A 22486-nucleotide genomic window follows, 5' to 3' on the forward strand; every position below is an offset into this window, starting at 1 on the left:
GGACCCCATGACCGCCACCGACCCCGCGCTCACCGCCCTGGCCAGCGGATGGGGCGCCCTGTCCCTCCTGCACGGCAGGATCGAGAGCCACATCGAGCGCGCGCTGCAGTCCCGGCACGACCTGAGCGTGCGCGAGTACTCGCTGCTCGACGTGCTCAGCCGCCAGCACGACGGCGACGGCGGCCATCTCCAGATGAAGCAGGTCGCCGACGCCGTGGTCCTCAGCCAGAGCGCCACCACCCGCCTGGTCACCCGCCTCGAGGACCGCGGTCTGCTCTCCCGCTACCTGTGCCCCACCGACCGCCGCGGCATCTACACCAACGTCACCCCCGCCGGCCGCCGGCTCCTCGACGAGGCCCGCCCGACGAACGACGCCGCCCTGCGCGAGGCCCTGAACGAGGCGGCGCGGAACCCGGAGCTGGCGTCACTGGTGGAGGCGGTCGAAGCGGTGGACGCTCCGAGCTAGGAGCCAGGACCTGCGGGCCAGAACCCGCGGGACGCAGACAAGGGGGCGGGATTCGTGCTGCTGGACAAGACCTCGGCAGAGCGGCGTACGGGACGGAGCGTGTGGACCACGCTCACCGGCTGGGGCATGCTGCTCAGCGGGGCCGGAGCGGTCGGATGCGTACTGTGGGGCGTCGGACCGTACCCGCCGCTCTACACCGAGACGGGGCTGGCCGCGCTGTCCGTTCTCCTCGCCGCCGCCTGGATCACGGCCTCACGACGAGTGCAGGGGGCAGCCACGGCGGCCACCCGGCAGGCGGGCCGACCGAACGGCAACCGCGCGCTCGTGTGGCTCGTCGCCTGGCTGGTGCCGCTGGCCACGCTGGCCTGCGTCAGCCTCGGCTTCATGGTCTCGCCGGAGTACGGACGGGAGACGGCGCGCCTCTACGCGGCGGGCTACGGCGTGCACTCCGCGACCGTCGCCCGGCTCGCCGGCGACCCGGTCCGCGGCCGCAGCGCCTCCGACGAACCGGTGTACTACCGCACCGACCTCGTCCTGCGGATCCCCTACGACAGCGGCGCGCGCGAGGTGACCGTGCCCGCGATGTACACCCGCTACGAACCCCCGAAGGCGGGCATGTCGATCGACGTGTACTACGCCCCCGGCGACCCGCGCCCGGACTCCCCCGTCCTGGAGGACGGCCGCCGCCGCGACACGGGCCTCCTCGGCACCCGACTCCTCCTCGCCGTCGTCCTCGTCATCCCGGCCGGGGCGATCCTGACGAGCACACTCAGCGACGAACTCCCTCACGCCGTACGGCGTTTCGCCCCGCCCGTACACCTCCCCGCCCTCGGCATCCTCCTCGGCGGGCTGCTCCTCCTGCTGCCGACGGCCCTCGGCTGGGAGGCGAACGGCCTGGCGCGACCGGCGGCCTTCCTGTCCTGCGTGACGCCGGGTGCGGCGCTGGCGTGGGTGTGGCGCAAGATCTAGGAGTGGCAGGTGGTGGCACCGGCCCGATGGGTCCGGGTCGTCGACCTGGCTACGGCCGGTCCGCCGCGGCGGGGATCGCCGCCGCCCGCAACTTCCGGGCCAGGGATTCCATCTCGGGAAGCGTCCCCGCGTAGTCGCCGCTCAGCACCCGTCGAGCCGCGGCTCTGGCGCCGGCCAGGTCGATCCCCAGTTCGGCTCGGAGCACGCGCATGATCACGACGGTGTCGGCCGCCGCATCGAGCACGCGAAGCGTGGCTGGACCGTGTTCGGCGAGCATCCGTTCCCGCAGCTCGCTCGGCACCTCACCGCCGCAGACGGCGAGCGCGAACCCGCAGGCCGAACAGGTCGACTCGACATCCCACCGCAGGCGGCCCTCGGCAAGGACTTGCACCCCGCGGCACTCCACCTCCGCCCCGCAGTCCTGACACCTCGCGGAGTAACCGACGGTCTCGAGAACGCTCTGCTCCACGACCCACCCCCTCGGCCACGAGACTAAGCCCGGCACTCCCGCGCCGCCCGCGAGATGTCCTTGTGCACGCGGCGCAGGACGTGCTCGAAGTACATCGTGCAGCCCGCGCAGTAGTAGTCCTTCGTCTCCAGGATCCTGGAGTCCTTGAGCGAGTGGAACATGCAGCCGCCGTAGCAGAGGTCGAAGAAGGCGCACGTCGAGCAGGTGTCCAGGACTCGGCTCTCGCGGGTGTCGATGCCTGCGAAGAGCAGTGTCCGGGCGTCGTCGTGCGGCTGCATGTCGTGGATGTTGCCGTAGCGGAAGTCCGGTTCGCCCCGGCTTTCCGGCCCCGTTCCTGCAGGCGCCGTGCGGCGTCGACGGTCGTCGCGTGGGCGCTGTCGCGGCACGAGCCGTACCGCTGCCGCAACCGCCGCCGTTGCCCGTCGTCGAGGTGAGTGGCGTTCGTCTGGGTGGAGTTGGTGTACATGACGCGGGTGGCGACGGCCCGCTGCTCGGCGAAGACGCGTTCGAAGAAGGTGCGGACGGCGGCGCCGGGGAAGCGCGAGAAGTCCGACGCGTACCACTGCGAGCGGTCGTGGTCCGGCTCCTCCCGGCCCTCCCTGCGCCAGCCGTCACCGAACGGGATGCGCACCACGACGCACGACACAGACGGGCGGCCGCGTCGAGCAGCGCCAGTCCGTCGTCCTTGGGCAGGTGCTCGATGACGTCGCCGAAGAGGATCACGTCGTAGGGGTGTTCGGCGGCACGCCTCGGCACCAGGTCGCGGATGTCGCCGACGAGGACGTCGGTGTAGAGGTGCCGGGCGTGCGGCTGGATCCGCTTCTCGTCGATCTCGATGCCGTCGATGCGGGTGGTCCGCTCCGGGGGCTGGATGCGGCCGTTCCACACGTCGAGGTACTGCCGGAGCAGACCGCCCCACAGCCCGAAGCCGATCCCGGCGTCGAGCACCGACGCCGGGCGGCGGTCGACGATGGTCCGGAGGCAGTCCTCCATGCCGGTCCAGATGCTCAGAGGCATGGCTCTCGTCCTTCGTCGATGTTCTGCCGGGATACGCAGAGCGCGCGGCGCACTCCGGCCGCGAACGTTTCGTCGTGCACGCCGTGACGGGCGTGGTCGCAGGTGTCCCAGAACCACGTCAGCGCGTCCGGGACCGCTCGGGCGGCGATCTCCGCGAGCGGTGCCTGCCATGCGGTGGGCAACGCGACGGCGGCCGAGCCGACCGGCTGCGGAGGCGGTGCAGGCGGCTCAGGCGGCGCCCCAGACCCAGGCCCGTCGCCCGCGAGGTGGGACAGCAGGCCGATCGTGGCCGATCGGCCGAAGCGTCTCCGGGCCGTGGCCGAGACCACCTGGCGTGCGGGAGGCCACGGGGCGCTCAGGACCTCGTAGACCGCCCGCAGCAGCAGGTCCTCGTTGACGTGGGATACCAGGCTTTGTACGGCGTGATGCATGGATTATTGCAAGCGGCAGAGCCACGACTGCCGCTCACACGGGTCGCCCGGCACCCGCCGGTGCCCTCACGACGTGGCTCGGCCCCGAACGCGTGCCGGATCGCCTTCGCGGCGCCCCCGGCGGAGGCGGGCAGCTGACTGCCGCTGCCCGAGGCGATGACGAGCGAGCCGGTCTCGGTGACGGCCGCGACGCCGGCGACGAGGACGTCGGGGGTGGCCGTCAACCGGCGGATCCGGTCGGCCCGGGGCCGTGTGCCTGAGCGTCGGGGCCGGGCGCCGAACCCGTCAGCGGTGTGGTGTCGACGTACCTCACCTCGTACACCCGCTCGGCGAACCTCCATCCCTCAGGAGTGCGCCGGTAGGTGTCGTGGTAGACGGCGAAGTTCATGCCCGACCGGCCGTCGAGCAGGCGCGCGACCTCCTGCATGTAGGTGCGGCCGGTGGCGGTGTCGCCGTCGATCCGGAGCGTGCCCGGGTGGCTGTTCTGCACGAAGAAGTCCCACTGGCTCTGCAGGCGTTCGCCCCCGGCCCGGATCTCCTCCCGGCCGATGAACTCGACCGGGACGTTGGGCATGCGCAGCACGGCGTCCGCGGTGAACAGCGCGGCGAGGCGGGAACGGTCGCGCATCATCACCGCGTCGGTGAACTCCGCGCGCAGCGCCTCGATCTCGACCCGGTCCGCGATCTCCTGGAAGTCGTTCATATGCGTTGTCCTCTGGTGAGTGGCGGTGTTGCTTTCACCAGTCCGACGAGGCAGCCCCGCCGAATGTGAGGCCGGCCGGCGAACACCGGACCCGCCGGGACCTCGCCGGCCGCGCGTGTCAGCGCCCACACGGGCGCCGCGCCGTGAAGACTCGCCGGCATGGATGCCGTACTGCACGCGCTGTCGCTCACCGGCGCGATGACGTGGGAGATCACCTGGGCCCTGATTCTGGGTTTCGCCCTGTCCGCGGTCGTCCAGGCGGTGGTGCACAAGTCCACCGTCGCCTCGCTGCTGGGCGACGACCGTCCCCGGACGCTGGCCGTGGCGGCCGGACTCGGCGCCGCTTCCTCCTCCTGTTCCTACGCCGCCGTCGCGCTGGCCCGTTCCCTGTTCCGCAAGGGGGCGCATTTCACGGCGGCGATGGCCTTCGAGATCGCGTCCACCAACCTGGTCGTCGAACTGGGCATCCTGCTGGCTCTGCTGTTGGGGTGGCAGTTCACGGCGGCTGAGTTCGTCGGCGGCCCCGTCATGATCGTCGCGCTGGCAGTGCTCTTCCGCAGGTTCCTGCCGCGCCGGCTGCTGCGCGAGGCGAGGGAGCAGGCCGACCGCGGCCTGAGCGGGTCGATGGAGGGCCACGCCTCGATGGACATGTCCGTCGAGGGGAACGACCCCTTCGTGCGCCGGCTCCTGTCGTCCCGCGGGTTCACGGCCACCAGCCACGTGTTCGTCATGGAATGGGCCGCGATCCTGCGCGATCTCGTGATCGGCCTGCTCATCGCCGGTGCCGTGGCCGCGTGGGTGCCGGAGACCTTCTGGCAGACGTTCTTCTTCGAGGGCCACCCGCTCGCCTCCAAGCTGTGGGGCCCGCTCATCGGCCCCCTGGTCGCGGTCGTGTCGTTCGTCTGCTCGATCGGCAACGTACCGCTGGCCGTCGTGCTCTGGCAGGGCGGCATCAGCTTCGGCGGTGTGGTCTCCTTCATCTTCGCCGACCTGCTGATCCTGCCGATCCTGAACATCTACCGGAAGTACTACGGGCGGCGGATGGCCGTGTTCCTGTTCGGCACCTTCTACGTGGCCGTCGTCATCGCGGGATACGTCGTGGAGTTCGCCTTCGGCGCCCTCGGCCTCGTACCCGACCAGGCGGACGCGAAGGTTCCGATGGAGGGCGTCAGGTGGAACTACACCACCTGGCTCAACATCGTCTTCCTGGCCATCGCGGCCGCTCTCCTCGTCCGGTTCTTCCGCACGGGCGGGCGGAGGATGCTCCGCATGATGGGCTCGGCCCCGGACGCCCCGGGCCACGGCCCGCACTGAGGCGCGCCGCCCGCGCCGCCTTGGCATCGCGAGTGACGGGCGCCGGGCTCCCGGGGGCCGGCCGGACCGCTCAGCTCCCGGCCGGCGCCTGCTCGGCGCCGTACGGGAGCAGTTCGCTGGAGCCGCGGACCACCAGGCGAGTGGGGACCATGATGGTCCGGGCACGGGTGCGGTCGCCGTCCAGGCGGGCGAGGGCGGTCCTGGCTGCCGCCTCGCCGATGGCCGCCGGGTCCTGGGCCACGACGGTCAGGGCCGGTTCGAGGACGTCGGCGAGCGGGAGGTCGTCGAAGGTGACCAGGGCGACGTCCTTGCGCCCCGCGCGGGTGAGCTGGGCGATGACCCCGAGGGCCATGATGTTGTTCGCCGCGAACAGGGCGGTGGGGGGCTGCGGCAGGGCGAGGAGGGCGGTGGTCTCGGCGGCGGCCGCGTCCTGGCTGTGGGCGCCGGTCACCAGCGTGCGGTCGTAGGGCAGGCCGGCTTCGGCGAGCGCCGAGCGGTAGCCGGCGAGCCGCTCGCGCCGGGTGTAGAGCTTGGCGGGGAGGTCGCCGATGAAGCCGATACGACGGTGGCCGCGGGCGATGAGGTGGGAGACGCCCTCGTGGACGCCGGCCTGGTTGGAGCTGACGACGCAGTCGGCGGACAGTCCGACTCCCGGCCGGTCGAGGAACACCACCGGCAGACCGGCCGCGCGCGGTGCCTTGAGGTGGCTGTGATCGGCTCCGAACGCGGGGACGACCATCAGCATGCTGACGCGCCGGGCGAGGAAGGTCTGGATCAGCGCCCGCTCCCGGTCCGGGTCTTCCGCCGACGAGCCCATGAGCAGGGTGAGCCCTCGGCTGCGTACGAGATCCTCGACGCCGCCGGCGACGGTGCCGAAGAAGGGGTTGCCGAGGTCGGGCACGACCAGGCCGACGGTGGTGTCCGGGCCCCCGACACGGATGTTGCGGGCCATCAGGTTCGGCTGGAAGCCGAGCTTCGCGACCGCGGCGAGCACACGCTCGCGGGTCTCCGGGGAGCTCGGCCCGTCCTCGTTGAGCACCCGGGACACCGTCTTGGCGCTGACGCCCACTTCCCTGGCGACATCGGCCAGTGTGGGGCGACGGTTCGCGGCCATGTACCACCGTTCCTGTGCGTTCGTCAGGCCCGGCCCCTCCCCGGGGCCGGGCCCGCTGTCCTGACTGTGCGGCGACCCTGTGGTCTGCGCGGCGTTGCCCCTGCGGCGACTCAGTGGGCGGACACGCCCGCCGCCTGGGCGGCATCCGCGTCGGCAACGACGGTACCTCCATCGTCGCTCACCCTGAGCGCCCCGGTCATGATGGCGACGACCTCCGCCATGGAATGGTCGGACGGCTTGATCAGCGCCGCACGACGGCCGAGCCGGTGGATGTGGGTGCGGTCGGCGATCTCGAAGACATGCGGCATGTTGTGGCTGATCAGGACCACGGGCATGCCCTTGTCACGTACCCGGCGGATCAGTTCGAGGACCTGCCCCGACTCCTTGACACCCAGGGCTGCGGTGGGCTCGTCCATCACGACGACGCTCTTGGCCCAGGCGACGGACCGCGCGACCGCCACGGCCTGGCGCTGACCGCCGGAGAGGGTCTCCACCGGCTGCGTCAGCGACCGCAGTCCGATCTTGAGGTCGGCCATGTGGGCCGCCGCCTCCCGGCGCATGCGCTTCTTGTCGAGCATGCGCAGCGCGCTCCCGAGGAAGCCCGGCCGGCGCAGCTCGCGCCCGAGGAACATGTTGGAGGCGATGTCCATGGACGCGGCGACGGCCAGGTCCTGGTAGACGGTTTCGATGCCGTGCTGCCGGGCGCTGTGCGGCCCGGTGAACCTGATGGGCTCGCCGTTCAGCCGGATCTCGCCCTCGTCGGGGGTGAGCGCACCGGTGAGCGCCTTGATCAGGCTCGTCTTGCCGGCGCCGTTGTCGCCGATGACGGCGAGGACCTCGCCGGGGAGCAGGTCGAAGTCGGCGCCGTCGATGGCGGTGACATGGCCGTATCGCTTGACCAGACCACGGGCCTGGAGCACGGGAGTGACATCGGCGGTGCTCATCGTGACTTCCTCCGGGAGATCTGGTCGACGGTCACGGCCAGGATCACCAGGACGCCGGTGATCAGGGTCTGGTAGATGGAGGCGACGCCCATCAGCTGGAGGCCGTTGCGGAACACACCGACGATGAGGACGCCGATGAAGGTGCCGAGGACGGAGCCGCGCCCGCCGAAGAGGCTGGTGCCGCCGAGGACGACGGCGGTGATGCTGTCCAGGTTGTCGGTCTGGCCGGCCTGCGGGTCGCCGACGCCGGTGCGGGAGATCAGGAGCAGCGCCGCGATTCCGTAGACGACTCCGGCGAGGGTGTAGAGGCCGATGGTCAGCCGGGAGGTGCGGATGCCGTTGAGGCGGGCGGCCTCGGGGCTGTTGCCGAGCGCGTAGACGTGCCGGCCCCAGGACGTTCCGCTCAGCGCGTAGGCGAAGAGCAGGAACAGGGCGATCGTCACGAGCGAGCCGTAGGTGATGTCGGTGTTGCCCAGGGGGAACGTCTCGCCGAGGGCGGTCAACGGCGCGGGGAGGTCGGTGATCGTCTGCTCGGCCGAGTAGATGTGGGTCAGGGCGAACGCCACGTTCAGCATGCCGAGGGTGACGATGAACGGCGGGAGCGGGATCAGCTGCACCAGCAGGCCGTTGACCAGGCCGAAACCCGCGCTGACGGCCAGGCCGAGAGCGATCGAGGCGAGTGGTGGCAGGCCGCCCTCGGCAGCCGTCTTGGCGATGACGATGCTGCCGAACGCCATGACGGCGCCGCACGAGAGGTCGATGCCGGCGGTGAGGATGATCAGGGTCTGACCGATGGCCAGCGTGCCCACGACCATGACCTGCTGGACGATCAGCGAGAAGTTGCCGCCGGTGAGGAACTGCTCGGTCGTCAGGGAGAAGAAGACGCAGGCCAGCAGCAGCGCGACGAGTGGTCCCGTGGTCGGTGCGGCGAGCAGCCTGCGGACCGTGGGCGGTCCTTGTCGCTGGTCGTAGGGCAGGGTTGTGGCAGTCATGGCGGTCCTTGCCGGTGTCGATGGTCGGCGGTGGTGGCGGTGGTCGGCGGTGGCGGCGCTGGTCGGCGGTGGCGGCGCTGGTCAGCGGTGGCGGCGGTGGTCGGCGGGTCGGTCTTCGTCAGCGGTACGGGCCGAAGGGCTGGTGTCGCGGTAGGCGTCCGGGTTCCGCCGCGCGCCCCGGCGCGGGGGCTCAGCCCCAGCACTTCTCCAGGCCGTACGCGGTGTCCTTGGCGTCGACACCCGGCTTGGCCGCGTCGGTGATGAGCGTGACGCCGGTGTCGGTGTAGCCGGAGGCCTTCTTGCCGCCCTTGGCGAAGTCGGCGACCGCCTTGACGCCCTGGGAGGCCATCTGGAGCGGGTACTGCTGCGAGGTCGCCGCGATCTTGCCCGCCGCGACGGCCTTCGTACCGGTGCAGCCGCCGTCGACGGAGACGACCAGCACCTTCTTCTCCAGGCCCTTCGCCTTGAGCGCGGTGTACGCGCCCAGCGCGGCCGGCTCGTTGATGGTGTAGACGACGTTGATGTCCGGGGCCTTCTGGAGGCAGTTCTCCATCGCGGTCTGGCCCTTGGCCTGGTCGCCGCCGGTGTCCTGCCGGCACACGACCGACGGGTCGCCCTCCGCGACGCCGAAGCCCTTGAGGAAGCCCTGGTGGCGCTGCACACCCACCGCGACGCCGGGCGCGAGGTCCAAAGTGGCGATCTTCGCCTCCTTGCCCGCCATGGCGGCCTTGGCGTACCGGCCGATGAGTTCGCCCGCCTTGACGTTGTCCGTGGCGAAGAGGGCGTCGGTGGCGTCCTGCGGCTCGGTCGGACTGTCGAGCGCGATGACCAGGACGCCCTTGGCACGTGCCTTCTCGAGGGCGGGGACGATCGCCTTGGAGTCGTTGGGCGTGATGAGGATGCCCTTCACGCCGGAGTTGACCATGTTCTCGATGGCGGTGACCTGGCCCGCGTTGTCGCCGTCGAACTTGCCGGCCGCGCTGACGAGTTCGACGCCGTTGGCCTTCGCGGCCTGCTCGGCGCCCTCCTTCATCTTCACGAAGAACGGGTTCGTGTCGGTCTTGGTGATGAGCCCGACCTTGGTCCCGCCGCCCCCGCCTCCTCCCTGCGCACCGGAGCCGCAGGCCATCAGGGTCAGCGCCGAGGCGGCGGCGAGAGCGGTGAGCCCGATGGAGGCGCGGAGGGTGGGGTTTCTGCGAGGCATGACTGATCTCCTGCTGCTGTACGAGGGCGGGGGAGGTGATGTCAGCGTTGACACATGTCATCGTTGACACCGCTTGCGGAGGATGATGAACTCCGTCACCCGGAAACGTCAATGCCTTGGCGCCGTTACAAGTCCGCAACGCCGTCCGCATCGCCTCACACGCCCGTCTGGAGAGAACGAGTCATGCGCCTGCCTCTGGTCACCGTCCTCGGAGAATGCGTCGCGGACGCCTTCACCGCCCCCGCACCCGCGCAGGGCGAGCTCGCCCTGCGGGTCCTGCCGGGCGGCGGCCCGGCGAACACCGCAGTGGCCCTCGCCCGGCTGGGCACACCCGCCCGCTTCCTGGGGCGGTTGTCCGACGACGTCTTCGGCCGCCTGTTCCGCGCCCACCTGGAGGCCTCGGGCGTGGATCTCACGGCCGCCGTCCGCGCAGCCGAGCCCAGCACGCTGGCCGTCGCCGAACTCGACGCCCAGGGCCGGGCGGTGTACTCCTTCCACGCCCAGGGCACGGCGGACTGGCAGTGGACGGCGGAGGAACTCGCCGCGACGGACCTCGCCGCCACGGCCTGCCTGCACTCGGGCTCGCTGGCCCTGGTGCGCGAGCCCGGCGGCGCGGTCGTGGAGGAGTTCCTCGCCCGCGCCTCCGCCACGGCCACGATCTCCGTCGACCCCAACGTGCGGCCGCTGCTCGTCGGACCGGACGTCTACCGCGAACGCCTGCCGCGCTGGTGCGCGCTCGCGGACATCCTCCGGCTGAGCGAGGAGGACCTGGAACTGCTGCTGCCCGACTGCACGATCGAGCAAGCCTGCGACGCCTGGCACGCGGCGGGCGCCCCGCTGGTCGTGATCACCCGCGGCGAGCGCGGCGCCGTCGCCTCGCTGAACGGTGACCGGGTCGTCGTACCGGCGCCCCCGGCCGACGTGGTCGACACCGTGGGCGCCGGCGACTCCTTCACCGCCGGGTTCCTGCACCATCTCGGCGTCAAGGGTCTCCTCGGCGGGCGCCTGACGGATCTGCGGGTCGACGACGTCTTCGACGCCTGCGCCTTCGCCTCCCGGGTCGCGGCGCTGACCTGCGGCGTCGTCGGCCCGAATCCGCCGTGGGCCGGCCAGTTGCGGCTGCCGGAACCGGCGTTCGGACGCACCGCCGGCTGAACGGGCGGCCCGGCAGGTGGCCCGAACGAACTCGGTCCGGGCCATTGACGCGCCACCCGGAGCCCGCACATCATCACTCCGCAGCGGATGTCATCGCTGTCACATGTCATCGATGACATCTCGTTCTCCCGGGTTGCCCCCATCACCCGGCACCGCGAATCCCACGGCGTCGTGCCCCTCAGCGGACGCGGACACGGCGCCGCCGCGCCCACCATGCAGGAGAAACCATGAGCCGAGCCCCTGCCCGCCGTCGTGGCCCGCTGCACCTCGTCGTCGCCGCGGCCGCGACCTGCGCGCTCACCGTCACCTCCGTCGCCCCGCAGGCGGCGGCGGAGGCCGGCCGGCCGTACACGGAGACGTACCGCCCCCAGTTCCACTTCAGCCCCGCGAAGAACTGGATGAACGACCCCAACGGACTGGTCTGGTTCAAGGGTGAGTACCACCTGTTCTACCAGTACAACCCGAGCGGTAACACCTGGGGGAACATGTCCTGGGGCCACGCCGTCAGCAGGGATCTCGTGCACTGGCGGGAACTCCCCCTCGCGATCCCGCACGACGACAAGGAGATGGTCTTCTCCGGCAGTGCCGTGGTCGACCGCGACAACACCACCGGATTCGGGACCAAGGACGACCCCGCGATGGTGGCCGTCTACACCAGCCACTTCAAGGACGGCAGCAGGCAGGCCCAGTCCCTGGCGTACAGCACCGACCGCGGCCGCACGTGGACCAAGTACGCCGGGAACCCCGTGCTCGACATCGGGTCGAAGGATTTCCGCGACCCGAAGGTCCAGTGGTACGCACCCACGAGGAGCTGGCTGATGACGGTGTCGCTGTCCGCCGAGCACAAGGTGCGGTTCTACTCCTCCAAGAACCTCAAGACCTGGACGCAGCTGAGCGACTTCGGTCCGCGGAACGCGGTGGGCGGCGTCTGGGAGTGCCCGGACCTGTTCCCGCTGCCCGTCGACGGCGACCCCAGGCGCGTCAAGTGGGTGCTCGTCGTCAACATCAATCCTGGTGGGATCGCCGGTGGTTCCGCCGCCCAGTACTTCGTGGGCGACTTCGACGGCAAGCGTTTCACGGCCGACGACGACGGCTCCTACACTCCTCCGCCCGGAGCGGTGGCGCAGGACTTCGAAGGGGCCGACTACGGCACGTGGCGGACGACCGGCACGGCCTTCGGTGACGGACCGGTCCCCGCACCCGAGCCCGGGACCTCGGGTACGAGCGGGGTCGAGGGCCGGGGGTTCGCCGACAGTTTCCACGGCGGCGACGCCGAGACCGGCACCCTCACCTCACCGCCCTTCACCGTCGACAGCGCCTACCTCAACTTCAAGGTGGCCGGCGGCCGTCACCCGCACGTCCCCGGCTCGGTGACGGGAGACTCCCCCGCGCCTCCCGGCAAGGTCCTCGCCGGCTTCGAGCAGGGCGGCTACGGCTCCTGGACCACCACGGGTACGGCCTTCGGCGACGGCCCCGCAGCCGGCACGCTTCCCGGGCAGAACCCGGTCACCGGTCAGGACGGCGACGGCCTGGTGAACAGCTTCCTCGGCGGCGACGCGGCCACGGGCACCCTGACCTCGCCCGAGTTCGCCCTCACCGCGAAGTACGTCAACTTCCTCATCGGCGGCGGCCGTCATCCCTCGGGCACCGACACGCCCACCGCCGTCCGGCTCGTCGTCGACGGCAGGACCGTACGCAGCGCCACCGGATCCGACTCGGAAGAGCTCAACTGGGCCTCCTGGGACGTCGGCGACCTCGTGGGCAGGACCGCGCACATCGAGGTCGTCGACCAGAACACCGGCGGCTGGGGCCACATCCTGCTCGACCAGGTCATGCAGTCCGACACTCCGGCGCGCCCGCGTTCGACCGAGACGGCGGTCAACCTCCTCATCGACGGCGAGGTCGTCCGGAGCGAGACCGGCACGGACAGCGGCAGCCTGGACTGGGCGTCCTTCGACCTGCGCGCCTACCAGGGCAAGCAGGCCACCATCCAGATCGTCGACATGAACAAGTCCGGCTGGGGCCACATCCTGGCCGACCGTTTCGTCGCCGCCGACCGGCCGGCGATCCCCGGCGTCCGAAGGGCCTCCTGGGTCGACCACGGCAAGGACTACTACGCGGCGGTCTCCTGGGAGAACGCCCCCGACGGCAAGCGCCGCATGATCGGCTGGATGAACAACTGGCAGTACGGCAACGACATTCCCACCTCCCCCTGGCGCAGCGCGCAAAGCATTCCGCGCGAGATGGCGCTGCGCACCGTGAACGGCCGGCTCCGGCTCACGCAGCAGCCGGTGTCCACGGTGGAGTCGCTGTACACCGGCACCGCGGTCGGCGTGCGCGACGTGAAGATCGCGGAGGGTTCGACGCCCCTGGCAGGGGGCCGTGCCGACGGCAGGGCGCTCGACATCCGGGCCACGTTCTCCCCCGGTGACGCCAGGCGGTTCGGGCTCACCGTCCGCACGGGCGAGGGGCAGAAGACGGTCATCGGCTACGACACCGAGACCGAAGAGCTGTACGTCGACCGGACACGGTCGGGTGCGGTGGACTTCCACGACGACTTCCCCGGCGTCCAGCGCGCGCCGCTGACCGCCCGGAACGGCAAGGTCGAGCTCCGCGTCCTGGTCGACTGGTCCTCCGTCGAGGTGTTCGGCGGTGCCGGCGAGACCGTGATCACGGACCAGATCTTCCCGAGCCCGGACAACGACGGGATCCGGCTCTTCGCCGAGGGCGGTTCCGCCCGCCTGGACAGGGCCGAGGTCCGGCAGGTGCGGTCGTACCGCGACTGACCACCCAGGGAGTTCCACTCACGGCGTGGAGCCCGGCCGCGCGGCCCGGACAGCCTCTGGCCGGTGGCCGGGCTCGCGCCACCGCGCCGGTGCCGTTGACGGTGCGGGCGGGCCTCATTAATGTGCGCTGAGATCTCCGACCCTTTGACCGGTGTTCGACATCTCCTCGCTTGGGAGCGCTCCCACCGCCATCCCAGGAACCAGGCGGACAGCGAGAGGTCCTGCTGTCACCCCCGACCACGTACAGGAGCCGCACATGCCACCCGCCCGGTCGTTACGTCTCTCCACCGCGCTGCTGACGGGCGCCCTCCTCCTGGGGTGTCTCACGTCCGCGCCGGCCGCCGCGGACGTCCCCGCCGCCACGGCGGCGACCACGGCCGTGCGCGTCAACCAGGTCGGCTACCTGCCCGACGGGCCCAAGCGCGCCACTGTCGTCACCACGGCGACCCAGGCACTCTCCTGGCAGCTGCGGAACGCGTCCGGTTTCCTGGTCGCCTCCGGATCGACCGTCCCGCACGGCGCGGACACCCCCTCCGGGCAGTCCGTCCAGGTGGCCGACTTCTCCTCGTACCGGAGCACCGGCTCGGGGTACGTCCTGTCCGTGGACGGCGAGAGCAGCGCGCCCTTCGACATCCGCGCGGACCTCTACGACACCTTGCGCTCCGACTCGATGGCGTTCTTCCACCACCAGCGCAGCGGCATCGCGATCGACGCCTCCCTGGTGGGTTCCGCCTACGCGCGCCCGGCCGGACACCTCGGCGTCGCGCCCAACCAGGGCGACACGTCCGTCCCGTGCCAGGCCACCGTGTGCGACTACACCCAGGACGTCAGGGGTGGCTGGTACGACGCGGGCGACCACGGCAAGTACGTGGTCAACGGCGGCATCTCCACCTGGCTGATCGTCAACTCCTTCGAACGGGCCAAGCGGGCCGGCGGCGATGCCGCACTGGGCGACTCGACCCTGCGCGTCCCCGAACGAGGCAACGGAATACCCGACGTCCTCGACGAGGCGCGGTGGGAGCTCGACTTCCTGATGCGCATGCAGGTGCCCGAAGGAAGGCCGTACGCGGGCATGGCCTTCCACAAGGTCCACGACGCGGCCTGGACCGGCATGCCGCTGCGTCCCGACCAGGACACGCAGCCCCGCGAGCTGCACCGGCCGTCCACGGCGGCGACGCTCAACCTCGCCGCGGCCGCCGCGCAGTGCGCCCGGGTCTTCCGCCCGTACGACTCCGGGTACGCCGACCGGTGCCTGGCGGCCGCCCGCCGGGCCTGGACCGCGGCGCAGGCCAACCCCGCCCTGTACGCGCCGGCCTCGGACAGCACGGGCGGCGGAGCCTACGACGACACGCGGGTCACCGACGAGTTCTACTGGGCGGCCGCCGAGCTGTACGCGACGACGGGCGAGAGCGCCTACCGGGACGCGGTCACCTCCTCGCCCTGGCACACCTCGGCCGACGCGTTCAGCCCGTACGGCTTCGGCTGGGCGGACACGGCGGCGCTCGGCCGGCTCGTCCTGGCCACCGTCCCCAACGGCCTGCCCGCGTCCGACCTGGCCCGGATCAGGGCCTCGGTGACGGCAGCCGCCGACGGCTATCTGTCCAGGATGGCCGCCCAGGGGTACGCCGTGCCCGTCCCGGCGGACGGATACTTCTGGGGCTCGAACGGCGAGGTCGCGAACGACGCGATCGTCATGGCCGTCGCCGGCGAGCTGACGGGCGACGGGCGCTACCGCGCCGGCGCGCTGGAGACCATGGACTACCTGCTCGGCCGCAACGCGCTCGGCGTGTCGTACGTGACCGGCCACGGCGAGAGGTTCTCGCAGAACCAGCACCACCGCTTCTGGGCCCATCAGTTGGACGCCTCCCTGCCCCACCCGCCGGCCGGGTCGCTCGCCGGCGGTCCCGACAGCGCGCTCCAGGACCCGGTCGCGCAGGAGAAGCTGACCGGCTGCGCGCCCGCCGCCTGCTACGTCGACGACATCGGCTCGTACTCGACCAACGAGGTGGCGGTCAACTGGAACGCCCCGCTGGCCTGGCTCGCCGCGTATGCCGCCGAGCGACGCTCCACCGGCGAACCGCCCACCGCCGCCTGCGCGGTGACGTACACGGTGAACAGCGTCTGGAACGCCGGCTTCACCGCGACCGTCACCGTCAGGAACACCGGCCCGACGGCCGTGGACGGCTGGCAGCTGGCCTGGGCCTACCCGGGCGGCCAGCGCGTCACGAGCGCCTGGAACGCCACCGTCACCCAAAACGGCACTGCCGTCAGCGCCCGCGACGCCGGCTGGAACCGGGCGATCGCCCCCGGTGCGACCGCGGCCTTCGGAGTACAGGGCACCCACACGGGCTCGAATCCCTCCCCCACGGCCTTCACACTCAACGGAAGCGCCTGCGCCTGATCACGGCCGGCCGGGACCGCGCGGAAACGTCCGCGCGGTCCCGGCCGGCGCCACACCCACCCTGAACCCCACCACCGGGAGCCCCTCATGCGCCGACTCCTCGTCTGCCTGACGGCGGCGGCAGCCGCACTCGCCGGACTCACCGTGACGGCGCCACCGGCGAGGGCCGCCGACGCGGGCACGTTCAGCGCGGTCACCTACAACGTCGCCGGGCTGCCCGACAGCATCTCCAGCGCGCCGACGCCCCGCGAGCCCGCCACGACCGAGATCGGCCGACGGATCGAGCCGTACGACATCGTGCACGTCCAGGAGGACTTCAACTACCACGCCCGCCTCTACGCCGCCGACACCGCCCACCCGTACCGCACCCCCACCAGCGGCGGGGCGGGCATCGGCAGCGGCCTCAACACGCTGTCGAAGTCCCCCTACGACACGGACGACTTCGAACGGGTCCGCTGGAACTCCTGCCAGTACGACTCGGGCGACTGCCTGACCCCGAAGGGCTTCACCTTCGCCCGGCAGCGCCTCGCCGAGGGCGTGTACGTCGACTTCTACAACCTTCACACCAACGCCGGTACGAACGCGGGAGATCTGAAGTCACGCGCCGACAACCTGAACCAGCTCACCGCCTTCATCAGCACCCACTCGGCGGGCAACGCGGTCGTCGTCATGGGCGACACCAACACCCGCTACACCCGCGCCGACGACACCATCGCCGAGTTCGCCGCCGCCAACGCGCTCACCGACGCCTGGGTCGAGCTGATCCGCCACGGCATCCCGCCCACCAAGGGCAGCGACGCCCTCGTCTGCGACCAGTCCCTGCCGACCGTGCCCAACACCTGCGAGGTCGTGGACAAGGTCCTCTACCGCGGCAGCAGGCTCGTCTCCCTGAGCGCCACCTCCTACGACAACGAGCACGCCGCCTTCCTCACGGACGACGGACGCATGCTCTCCGACCACGACCCGGTCGCGGTGAGCTTCTCCTGGTCGCTCAACCCGGACTTCCGGCTGACCGAGCAGTTCGGTGGACCGCACGGCGACCCCTTCAACGACATCGACCGCGTCCCCGCCGGCGCCCGTGCCACCACCCTCACCTTGCGCGCCGGCTCCCGGATCGACGGCCTTGCCATCACCCTGGACAACGGCACGACACTCACCCACGGCGGCACCGGGGGCACCGCCGCCTCCCTCACGCTCGGCAGTGGGGAGTACGTCACCACCGCCTACGTGTGCCGTGGCCAGAAGGACGGCCGCACCCGGATCTTCCACGCGAGGTTCAGCACCAACCTCGGCCACACCCTCGCCGGCGGCACGCCGACCTCCGACTGCGTCACCCGCACCGCCCCTCCCGGCTGGCAGATCACCGGCTTCCACGGCCGCTCGGGCGACGAGATCGACAAGATCGGCTTCATCCACACGCGACGCTGACGTCCCCGACATCCCGGCCGCACTCGACGCCCCGGCCTGAACGGTCGCCTTCCATAGACCGGCTGGTTCCGGCCACGCTGCGCCCCGAGCGTTTGGTGCCGGCGGGGAGGGGAACAGGGTTGTGCGGTGTTGTGACGGAAGATCAGGGACCTGATCGCACGGGGGGACCATGCAGGCCGGCGCAGTCGAGAGCACACACGAGTACTGGGATCCCGCGCATCCCGTCCTGGAGATCCTGCGTGCCCGCCGGGAGTCCGGGAGCTTACCGGGGCAGCGCACGGACGGTGCGACCGTCGCCCTCGCCATCGAGGGCGGCGGCATGCGCGGGGTGATCTCCGCCGCGATGCTGTCCCAGCTGGAGGACTACGGCTTCAAGGACGCCTTCGACGTGGTCTACGGGTGCTCCGCCGGAGGGATCAACGGCGCCTACTTCCTCGCGGGCGAGACCTGGTACCCGCTGTCGATCTACTACGACGACCTGACGAACAAGCAGTTCGTCGACTTCTCCCGGGCCCTGCGCGGGCAGCCGATCCTGAACCTGGCCTACTCCTTCGACCACATCATGGAGCGGGTCAAGCCCCTGGACTACGAGGCCGTCCTCCGCTCGCCGATCGCCCTGTCCGTGCCGGTCACCGACGTCGACGCGCTCCGGACCGTGGTGCTGCGGGAGTTCTCCACCCGGCACGACCTCAAGGCCGCGTTACGCGCCTCCGCCTGGCTCCCGATCGCCGTCCCCGGCACCTTCGCCATGCCCGACGGAACACGCGCCATCGACGGCGGCGTCCTCACCGCCCTGCCCTTCCGGCTCGCGGTCGCTGACGGCTGCACGCACGTCCTGTCGCTCAGCACCCGGCCGATGGGACCGGCCGGCGCCGGGCTCAACCTGATGCACCGCTACACCTTTCTGCACCTGGAACGGATGCGCCGCGGGCTCGGCGCCGGATACCTGGCGGCGATCCGTCAGAAGCACCGCGACCAGGACTGGCTCCGCCGGATGAGAACGGCCCCCGCGGCCGGCGCGCCGTACGTCCTCGATCTGGCGCCACTGCCGTGGATGCCCGAGCTCAAGCGGCACGAGCAGAACCACGGCCGGCTCCTCCACCACGCGCGGATGGCCTACGGAATCTCCTTCTGCGCCACCGAGGGGAGACCGGTCGAGCTGATGCGCCGGGGCGGAATCCGTGCCATGCCGAGACTGAGGATGGTTGACAGCGCGAATGGAGCACCGGGGCGCGACGCTGGATCTGCTGCTCGCAGCACTGTCCGATCTGACGGGATATGACGGGAGGCACCTGGCACGGTTACAGGACCTGCTGGAGCTGCCCGCCGACGGCCGGCCGGAAACCGCCCGGCAGCGGACCCGCCGGCTCGAGATGTGGCGGCGCCTGCTGCAGGACATCCCTCTCGACGAGCGGTCGTTCGACGACCGCTTCGGGCTCGCGGGCAGGCGGGCCACGATCGCGCACCTGGTCTCCTGGTGCCTCGGCTACCGGGACCAGAGCGGTCGGCGGCCGTTGGGCCGGGACGAGCTGTTCGGTTTCGTCAGCCTGTTCCTGCTGACCCTGCTCGGTCTCGCCGAGTCCGAGGCGCAGCGCTCGCTCCCGCAACCGGGGGCCGTCGTCGGCCGGAGCGGCCAGGCGCTGACCCATGACTGCGACGGCGTCTGCGGGGTGCTCGTCGCCGAGGTCGCGGTCGCGGAGGTCATCGCCGACGTCTACAGCCCGCAGCGGCGCCCCGCCGGGCGCGGCGCGGCGGAGACCGTGGAGCCCGCCCGGCGCGAATGGGAGGCCATGCAGCGCAAGCTGCGGTTCCACCGGCACGGCAGCACCTCGATGATCCTGCGCGGCGCCACGGCGGACGCCGTGCACGGCGCCCGTCCCGAGTTCGCCCTCAAGCTGATCCTCTATCCGTTCACCCGGATCGGGACCCTCGCGCAGGCCACCCGCAGCTACGCGGAGACGTACGGCACGTCGAGCACCGGTTCACGGCACCTGGTGCGGGTCTGGGCCAGCTGGGACAGCTGGATCCTCATGGACTTCATCGAGGGCCGGACGCTCGCCGAGCTCGTCCGCGAGGAGTGGGGGGCGGAGGCGGCCGGCGCGGGCCAGACAGCCTCCCTTCGCCTGGACCGGCTCCGGGAGAAGGGGCTGCTGCTCTTCGAGGCCCTGGAGGACCTCCAGCGTGTCGCGCGCGACGACCCGGTCCACGGCCGGCTCAAGAGCGTGCACGCGGACCTCGCACCCTCCAACATCATCGTGTCCGCGGCCGACGGCGCCTTCAAGCTCATCGACCTCGGCCGGAACTACCTCTACACCCACACCGTCACGGGCACGGCAGGCGCCGAGGCCGCCTACATCGCCCCGGAGGTGAAGGCAGGCGAGCCCGAGATATCCCGGGCCGACCTCTACTCGCTCGGGCAGCTGCTGATCCTCTTCGGCACCGGCCGGGCGAGCGCCGACGGCGTCGTACCCGACATCTTCTACATGCGTGCCGCGCTGCTCGCGCGGTTCGTCGAGGACCTGGTCGACGCCGACCCGGGCCGGCGGCTGCTCATCTTCTCCGCCGGAGCCGGGCCCGCGCTCTCGTACGCGCGGCTGAAGGACGGCTTTCTGGCGGAGCTCGACATGGTGCAGGCCGCCGAGCAGGGCGAGTCGGATCTACGGGTCGAGACCGGGTGGCGGGCCCTGCGCGAGCTGATGCGACCGCTGGCCGGCGACCCGGGCCGCGAGTGGCGGCTGTGGCGGATGCGCAGAGGCCTCGACGAACGCCCGGAGTCCGACCGCGGGCAGTTCACGAACTGGCTCCTTGCCTGGTCGCTGTTCTCGGCGCTGATATGGGCGGTGACGAACACCGTCGTCGTCACCTGGCTGCTGCGGGACCTGGACCTGGACTGGGGGAACAAGCTCGTGGAACTGGTGCAGCACGCCAGTCACAACCCCGACGGCCTCCCCGTCATCGACGGATGGCGGCGCGAGGGGTACGAGCTGCCGGACTGGCGGGCCAACCTCCCCGCCCGGATGGTCGGACTCTCCTACGCGATCGCCGCACCAAAGTACTACCAGATGCTGTTCTCCGGCCTGACCCCGCTCGTCATCGGATGGCGGGCCGGCTCGATGACCCGACTGGCCCTGGCGGCCGAGGCGAGCATGCGGATCATGGCCGTCGCGCCGTGCCTGCTCGTCCTGGCGGTCACCCTGGTCGACCCGCGCTGGTGGCCGATCAACTCCGCGATCGGGCAGATCCTCACCCTGCTCGCGAACGTGCTGACCCTCGCCTACGTGCGCGCGGTCGTCGCCCGCTCACGACAGCTCGGCCTCAGCACGGTCCCCGGCGACGACACCAAGATCACGGGCCTGTCCTCGTTCACCCAGTGGGTGCCGACCTCGTTCTTCTACGCCACGGCCGTCCTGACCATCGGCACCATGCTCTACCTGGGACTTCTCCACGACGTCTACGTGTACGCGCTGGCCGTCACCTCGACCAACATCTTCCTCTTCTACGCCATCAAATGCGGCATCGGCGGCCCGACCATCCGCGTCACGATCGTCCGCACCTGCCTGGCCGCAGAACGCGTCGGCCGCTGCCGGTGACCACCGCCACTTCCGCCACTGAGACGGTCAGGGCGGCAGGAGCGTGCCGAGGGGGCCTAGATCGAGGTTCAGGTCTTCGAGGGTCAGACCGTAGCGGTCACAGAGTTCGATCATCCGGTCGTGGAGGAGCATCAGGGTGAGGCCGAGCCTTTCCTCCTGCTCGTCGGTCAGGTCGCCCTGATCGACCCGATGCAGCGCCTGACGTTCCATCAACTGCCTGAGCAGTTCGACGATGGTCAGCACGAGCTTGATGAGGTCACGCTCCACCGTGTCGGGGTCGCTGTGGAGACGGCGGGCGGCGTGGCGGGCCCCTCTTTCCACCGCCGAGAGATCATCGGCGCGCGCCGGCAGCAGGGAGAATGCGCGCTCTGCGGCTGCGGCGACCTCGTGGCGACGGTCGCCCCGACCCGGGCCGGTACGTTCAGAGGGGCCGGTCATGACGCGGCCCCTCCGGTTCCTGCGCGGCGGCTTCTCGCGACGGAGTGTCCTGCACACCCGGCATGAGAGACGTGAGGGCCCACTGATCGTCTCCCTGGGCTGCGACGATGACCGCACGCAGGGAGATCTTGACCAGGTCGATGTCCGCGATCGACAGGACGAGGTCACCCGTCAGCACCACGCCCCCGCTCAGCAGCCGGTCGAGGAGGTCGATGAGTGCCACCTGTCGCTCCGCGAGGGCCTCCTCTTGACGTGTCCTCACGGCCGGCGCACCTCCTCCGGCGCCTGCGGGTCCGTGAGCACCGCGAACGAGTAGGGAGCCCACGGCCCGGTGATGTCGACCCGGACGCCGCTCAGATCACGTGCTGAGCGCAGGACGAGTTCACGGAACTCGCGGGAGCGCGTGCGCGGCACCAAGTACGAATCGTTGGCCACGTTCTCGCCTGTTCCGGTGGCGAGCTGGCCTTGCTGAAGCCGGTGGCGCGCGCGTTCCACGGCCACGTCGCGCACCTCGGCCTCGATCCTGCGCACCGCCTCGGCCGCGGCGGTCCAGGCGGCCCCCTTCTCCTCGCGCTGCTGCCTGCGGCGACGCAGGTAGGCTCGCCCGGGGTCGGGGACGTCCTCGGGCCCGTCCTCCGGCGCTGCGGACACCTGGGGGGCCTCCGCATAGACCTTGACCCCCCATTCCACGTGGTCGGCGAACCGGTCCAGCATGCGGTTGAAGATCGTCTCCCCCCGGCGCAGAACGTCGCGCACCCGCTCGTCGTCCAGGTAGACCGTCGCCAACCGCAGAGGAAGGACGGCGGTGGACGACGCGAGGATCTCCACGACGTTGTGATGAGCCCGCGCCACGCGCTCGAGCCACTCGAGGTCCTCCAGGTGGACCTTGAGCGCCGCTTCGGAGAACTCGCTCTCCGGTACGGAACCGACCGCGGCCGCCGTGTCACCCGCCCGGACGATCCTCACCGTTCCCGATGCGACACCTTCGACGCCCCGCAGCACCTCCGCCTCCAGGGATGCCGTCGGTCGCACCACGGCGTACGCGTAGCTCAGCTCTCCGTCCAT

General features: G+C 71.1%; 20 protein-coding genes. 10 read left to right on the top strand and 10 right to left on the bottom strand.

Features of this window, described 5'->3' with window-relative positions; all coding sequences use genetic code 11:
• The first annotated feature begins 7 nt into the window (after positions 1–7).
• Complete coding sequence (locus ACIRSU_RS00910) at positions 8–466, top strand: MarR family winged helix-turn-helix transcriptional regulator (RefSeq protein WP_403787731.1); 459 nt, start codon at positions 8–10, stop codon at positions 464–466.
• Between the two features lie 54 nt (positions 467–520).
• The gene (locus ACIRSU_RS00915; protein WP_403787734.1) at positions 521–1435 is read left to right on the top strand and encodes a hypothetical protein; all 915 of its coding nucleotides are present in this window, start codon (positions 521–523) and stop codon (positions 1433–1435) included.
• A 49-nt stretch (positions 1436–1484) separates the two neighbouring features.
• Here the strand turns inward: ACIRSU_RS00915 and ACIRSU_RS00920 are convergent, their stop codons facing one another.
• Both ACIRSU_RS00920 and ACIRSU_RS00925 read right to left on the bottom strand, forming a co-directional pair.
• Entirely contained in the window at positions 1485–1904 is a 420-nt protein-coding gene (locus tag ACIRSU_RS00920) for a hypothetical protein (RefSeq protein WP_403787737.1), read from the bottom strand.
• Positions 1905–1927: 23 nt separating this feature from the next.
• On the bottom strand, positions 1928–2467 hold the full coding sequence (locus tag ACIRSU_RS00925) for an SPASM domain-containing protein (protein ID WP_403787740.1): 540 nt from the start codon (positions 2465–2467) through the stop codon (positions 1928–1930).
• A gap of 130 nt (positions 2468–2597) precedes the next feature.
• On the opposite strand from ACIRSU_RS00925, the gene ACIRSU_RS00930 reads away from it, so the two are divergent.
• Positions 2598–3008, top strand: a complete 411-nt coding sequence (locus ACIRSU_RS00930) for a hypothetical protein (protein ID WP_403787743.1) — start codon at positions 2598–2600, stop codon at positions 3006–3008.
• A gap of 564 nt (positions 3009–3572) precedes the next feature.
• On the opposite strand, the gene ACIRSU_RS00935 is transcribed toward ACIRSU_RS00930, so the two are convergent.
• Positions 3573–4055, bottom strand: coding sequence for a nuclear transport factor 2 family protein (locus ACIRSU_RS00935; protein ID WP_403787746.1), 483 nt, complete (start codon positions 4053–4055; stop codon positions 3573–3575).
• 159 nt (positions 4056–4214) lie between these two features.
• On the opposite strand from ACIRSU_RS00935, the gene ACIRSU_RS00940 reads away from it, so the two are divergent.
• On the top strand, positions 4215–5369 hold the full coding sequence (locus tag ACIRSU_RS00940; protein WP_403787749.1) for a permease: 1155 nt from the start codon (positions 4215–4217) through the stop codon (positions 5367–5369).
• A 70-nt stretch (positions 5370–5439) separates the two neighbouring features.
• Here ACIRSU_RS00940 and ACIRSU_RS00945 read toward each other — a convergent pair whose 3' ends face one another.
• From ACIRSU_RS00945 to ACIRSU_RS00960, 4 genes are all read right to left on the bottom strand, one after another.
• Positions 5440–6483 (bottom strand): LacI family DNA-binding transcriptional regulator, encoded by a 1044-nt coding sequence (locus ACIRSU_RS00945; protein ID WP_403787752.1) that lies wholly within the window; start codon positions 6481–6483, stop codon positions 5440–5442.
• 110 nt (positions 6484–6593) lie between these two features.
• Positions 6594–7427 carry an ATP-binding cassette domain-containing protein gene (locus tag ACIRSU_RS00950; protein ID WP_403787755.1) on the bottom strand — a complete coding sequence of 278 codons (834 nt, stop codon included), beginning with the start codon at positions 7425–7427 and terminating at the stop codon, positions 6594–6596.
• On the bottom strand, positions 7424–8419 hold the full coding sequence (locus ACIRSU_RS00955; RefSeq protein WP_403787758.1) for an ABC transporter permease: 996 nt from the start codon (positions 8417–8419) through the stop codon (positions 7424–7426). Before ACIRSU_RS00955 ends, ACIRSU_RS00950 begins: the two co-directional genes overlap by 4 nt.
• A gap of 190 nt (positions 8420–8609) precedes the next feature.
• Positions 8610–9623 carry a sugar ABC transporter substrate-binding protein gene (locus tag ACIRSU_RS00960; RefSeq protein WP_403787761.1) on the bottom strand — a complete coding sequence of 338 codons (1014 nt, stop codon included), beginning with the start codon at positions 9621–9623 and terminating at the stop codon, positions 8610–8612.
• Positions 9624–9806: 183 nt separating this feature from the next.
• Between ACIRSU_RS00960 and ACIRSU_RS00965 the strand changes: the two genes are divergently transcribed.
• The 6 genes from ACIRSU_RS00965 (at position 9807) to ACIRSU_RS00990 (ending at position 20983) form a co-directional block, all read left to right on the top strand.
• Complete coding sequence (locus ACIRSU_RS00965; protein WP_403787764.1) at positions 9807–10778, top strand: carbohydrate kinase; 972 nt, start codon at positions 9807–9809, stop codon at positions 10776–10778.
• 227 nt (positions 10779–11005) lie between these two features.
• Positions 11006–13564, top strand: coding sequence for a GH32 C-terminal domain-containing protein (locus tag ACIRSU_RS00970; RefSeq protein ID WP_403787768.1), 2559 nt, complete (start codon positions 11006–11008; stop codon positions 13562–13564).
• A gap of 256 nt (positions 13565–13820) precedes the next feature.
• Positions 13821–15965: a glycoside hydrolase family 9 protein gene (locus ACIRSU_RS00975; protein ID WP_403787771.1), complete on the top strand. Its 2145-nt coding sequence runs from the start codon at positions 13821–13823 to the stop codon at positions 15963–15965.
• 87 nt (positions 15966–16052) lie between these two features.
• The gene (locus tag ACIRSU_RS00980; protein ID WP_403787774.1) at positions 16053–17393 is read left to right on the top strand and encodes a jacalin-like lectin; all 1341 of its coding nucleotides are present in this window, start codon (positions 16053–16055) and stop codon (positions 17391–17393) included.
• 169 nt (positions 17394–17562) lie between these two features.
• Complete coding sequence (locus ACIRSU_RS00985) at positions 17563–18675, top strand: patatin-like phospholipase family protein (RefSeq protein WP_403787777.1); 1113 nt, start codon at positions 17563–17565, stop codon at positions 18673–18675.
• Positions 18599–20983, top strand: coding sequence for a hypothetical protein (locus ACIRSU_RS00990; protein ID WP_403787780.1), 2385 nt, complete (start codon positions 18599–18601; stop codon positions 20981–20983). The genes ACIRSU_RS00985 and ACIRSU_RS00990 overlap by 77 nt, the downstream gene beginning before the upstream one ends.
• Positions 20984–21010: 27 nt before the next feature.
• Here ACIRSU_RS00990 and ACIRSU_RS00995 read toward each other — a convergent pair whose 3' ends face one another.
• The 3 genes from ACIRSU_RS00995 to ACIRSU_RS01005 are packed head-to-tail and all read right to left on the bottom strand — an operon-like array spanning position 21011 to position 22486.
• On the bottom strand, positions 21011–21421 hold the full coding sequence (locus ACIRSU_RS00995; protein WP_403787783.1) for a gas vesicle protein K: 411 nt from the start codon (positions 21419–21421) through the stop codon (positions 21011–21013).
• Positions 21405–21683, bottom strand: coding sequence for a gas vesicle protein (locus tag ACIRSU_RS01000; RefSeq protein ID WP_403787786.1), 279 nt, complete (start codon positions 21681–21683; stop codon positions 21405–21407). Before ACIRSU_RS01000 ends, ACIRSU_RS00995 begins: the two co-directional genes overlap by 17 nt.
• Complete coding sequence (locus tag ACIRSU_RS01005; protein WP_403787789.1) at positions 21680–22486, bottom strand: GvpL/GvpF family gas vesicle protein; 807 nt, start codon at positions 22484–22486, stop codon at positions 21680–21682. The genes ACIRSU_RS01000 and ACIRSU_RS01005 overlap by 4 nt, the downstream gene beginning before the upstream one ends.

It is taken from the genome of Streptomyces sp. NPDC101160 (assembly GCF_044768205.1).
GTDB lineage: Bacteria > Actinomycetota > Actinomycetes > Streptomycetales > Streptomycetaceae > Streptomyces.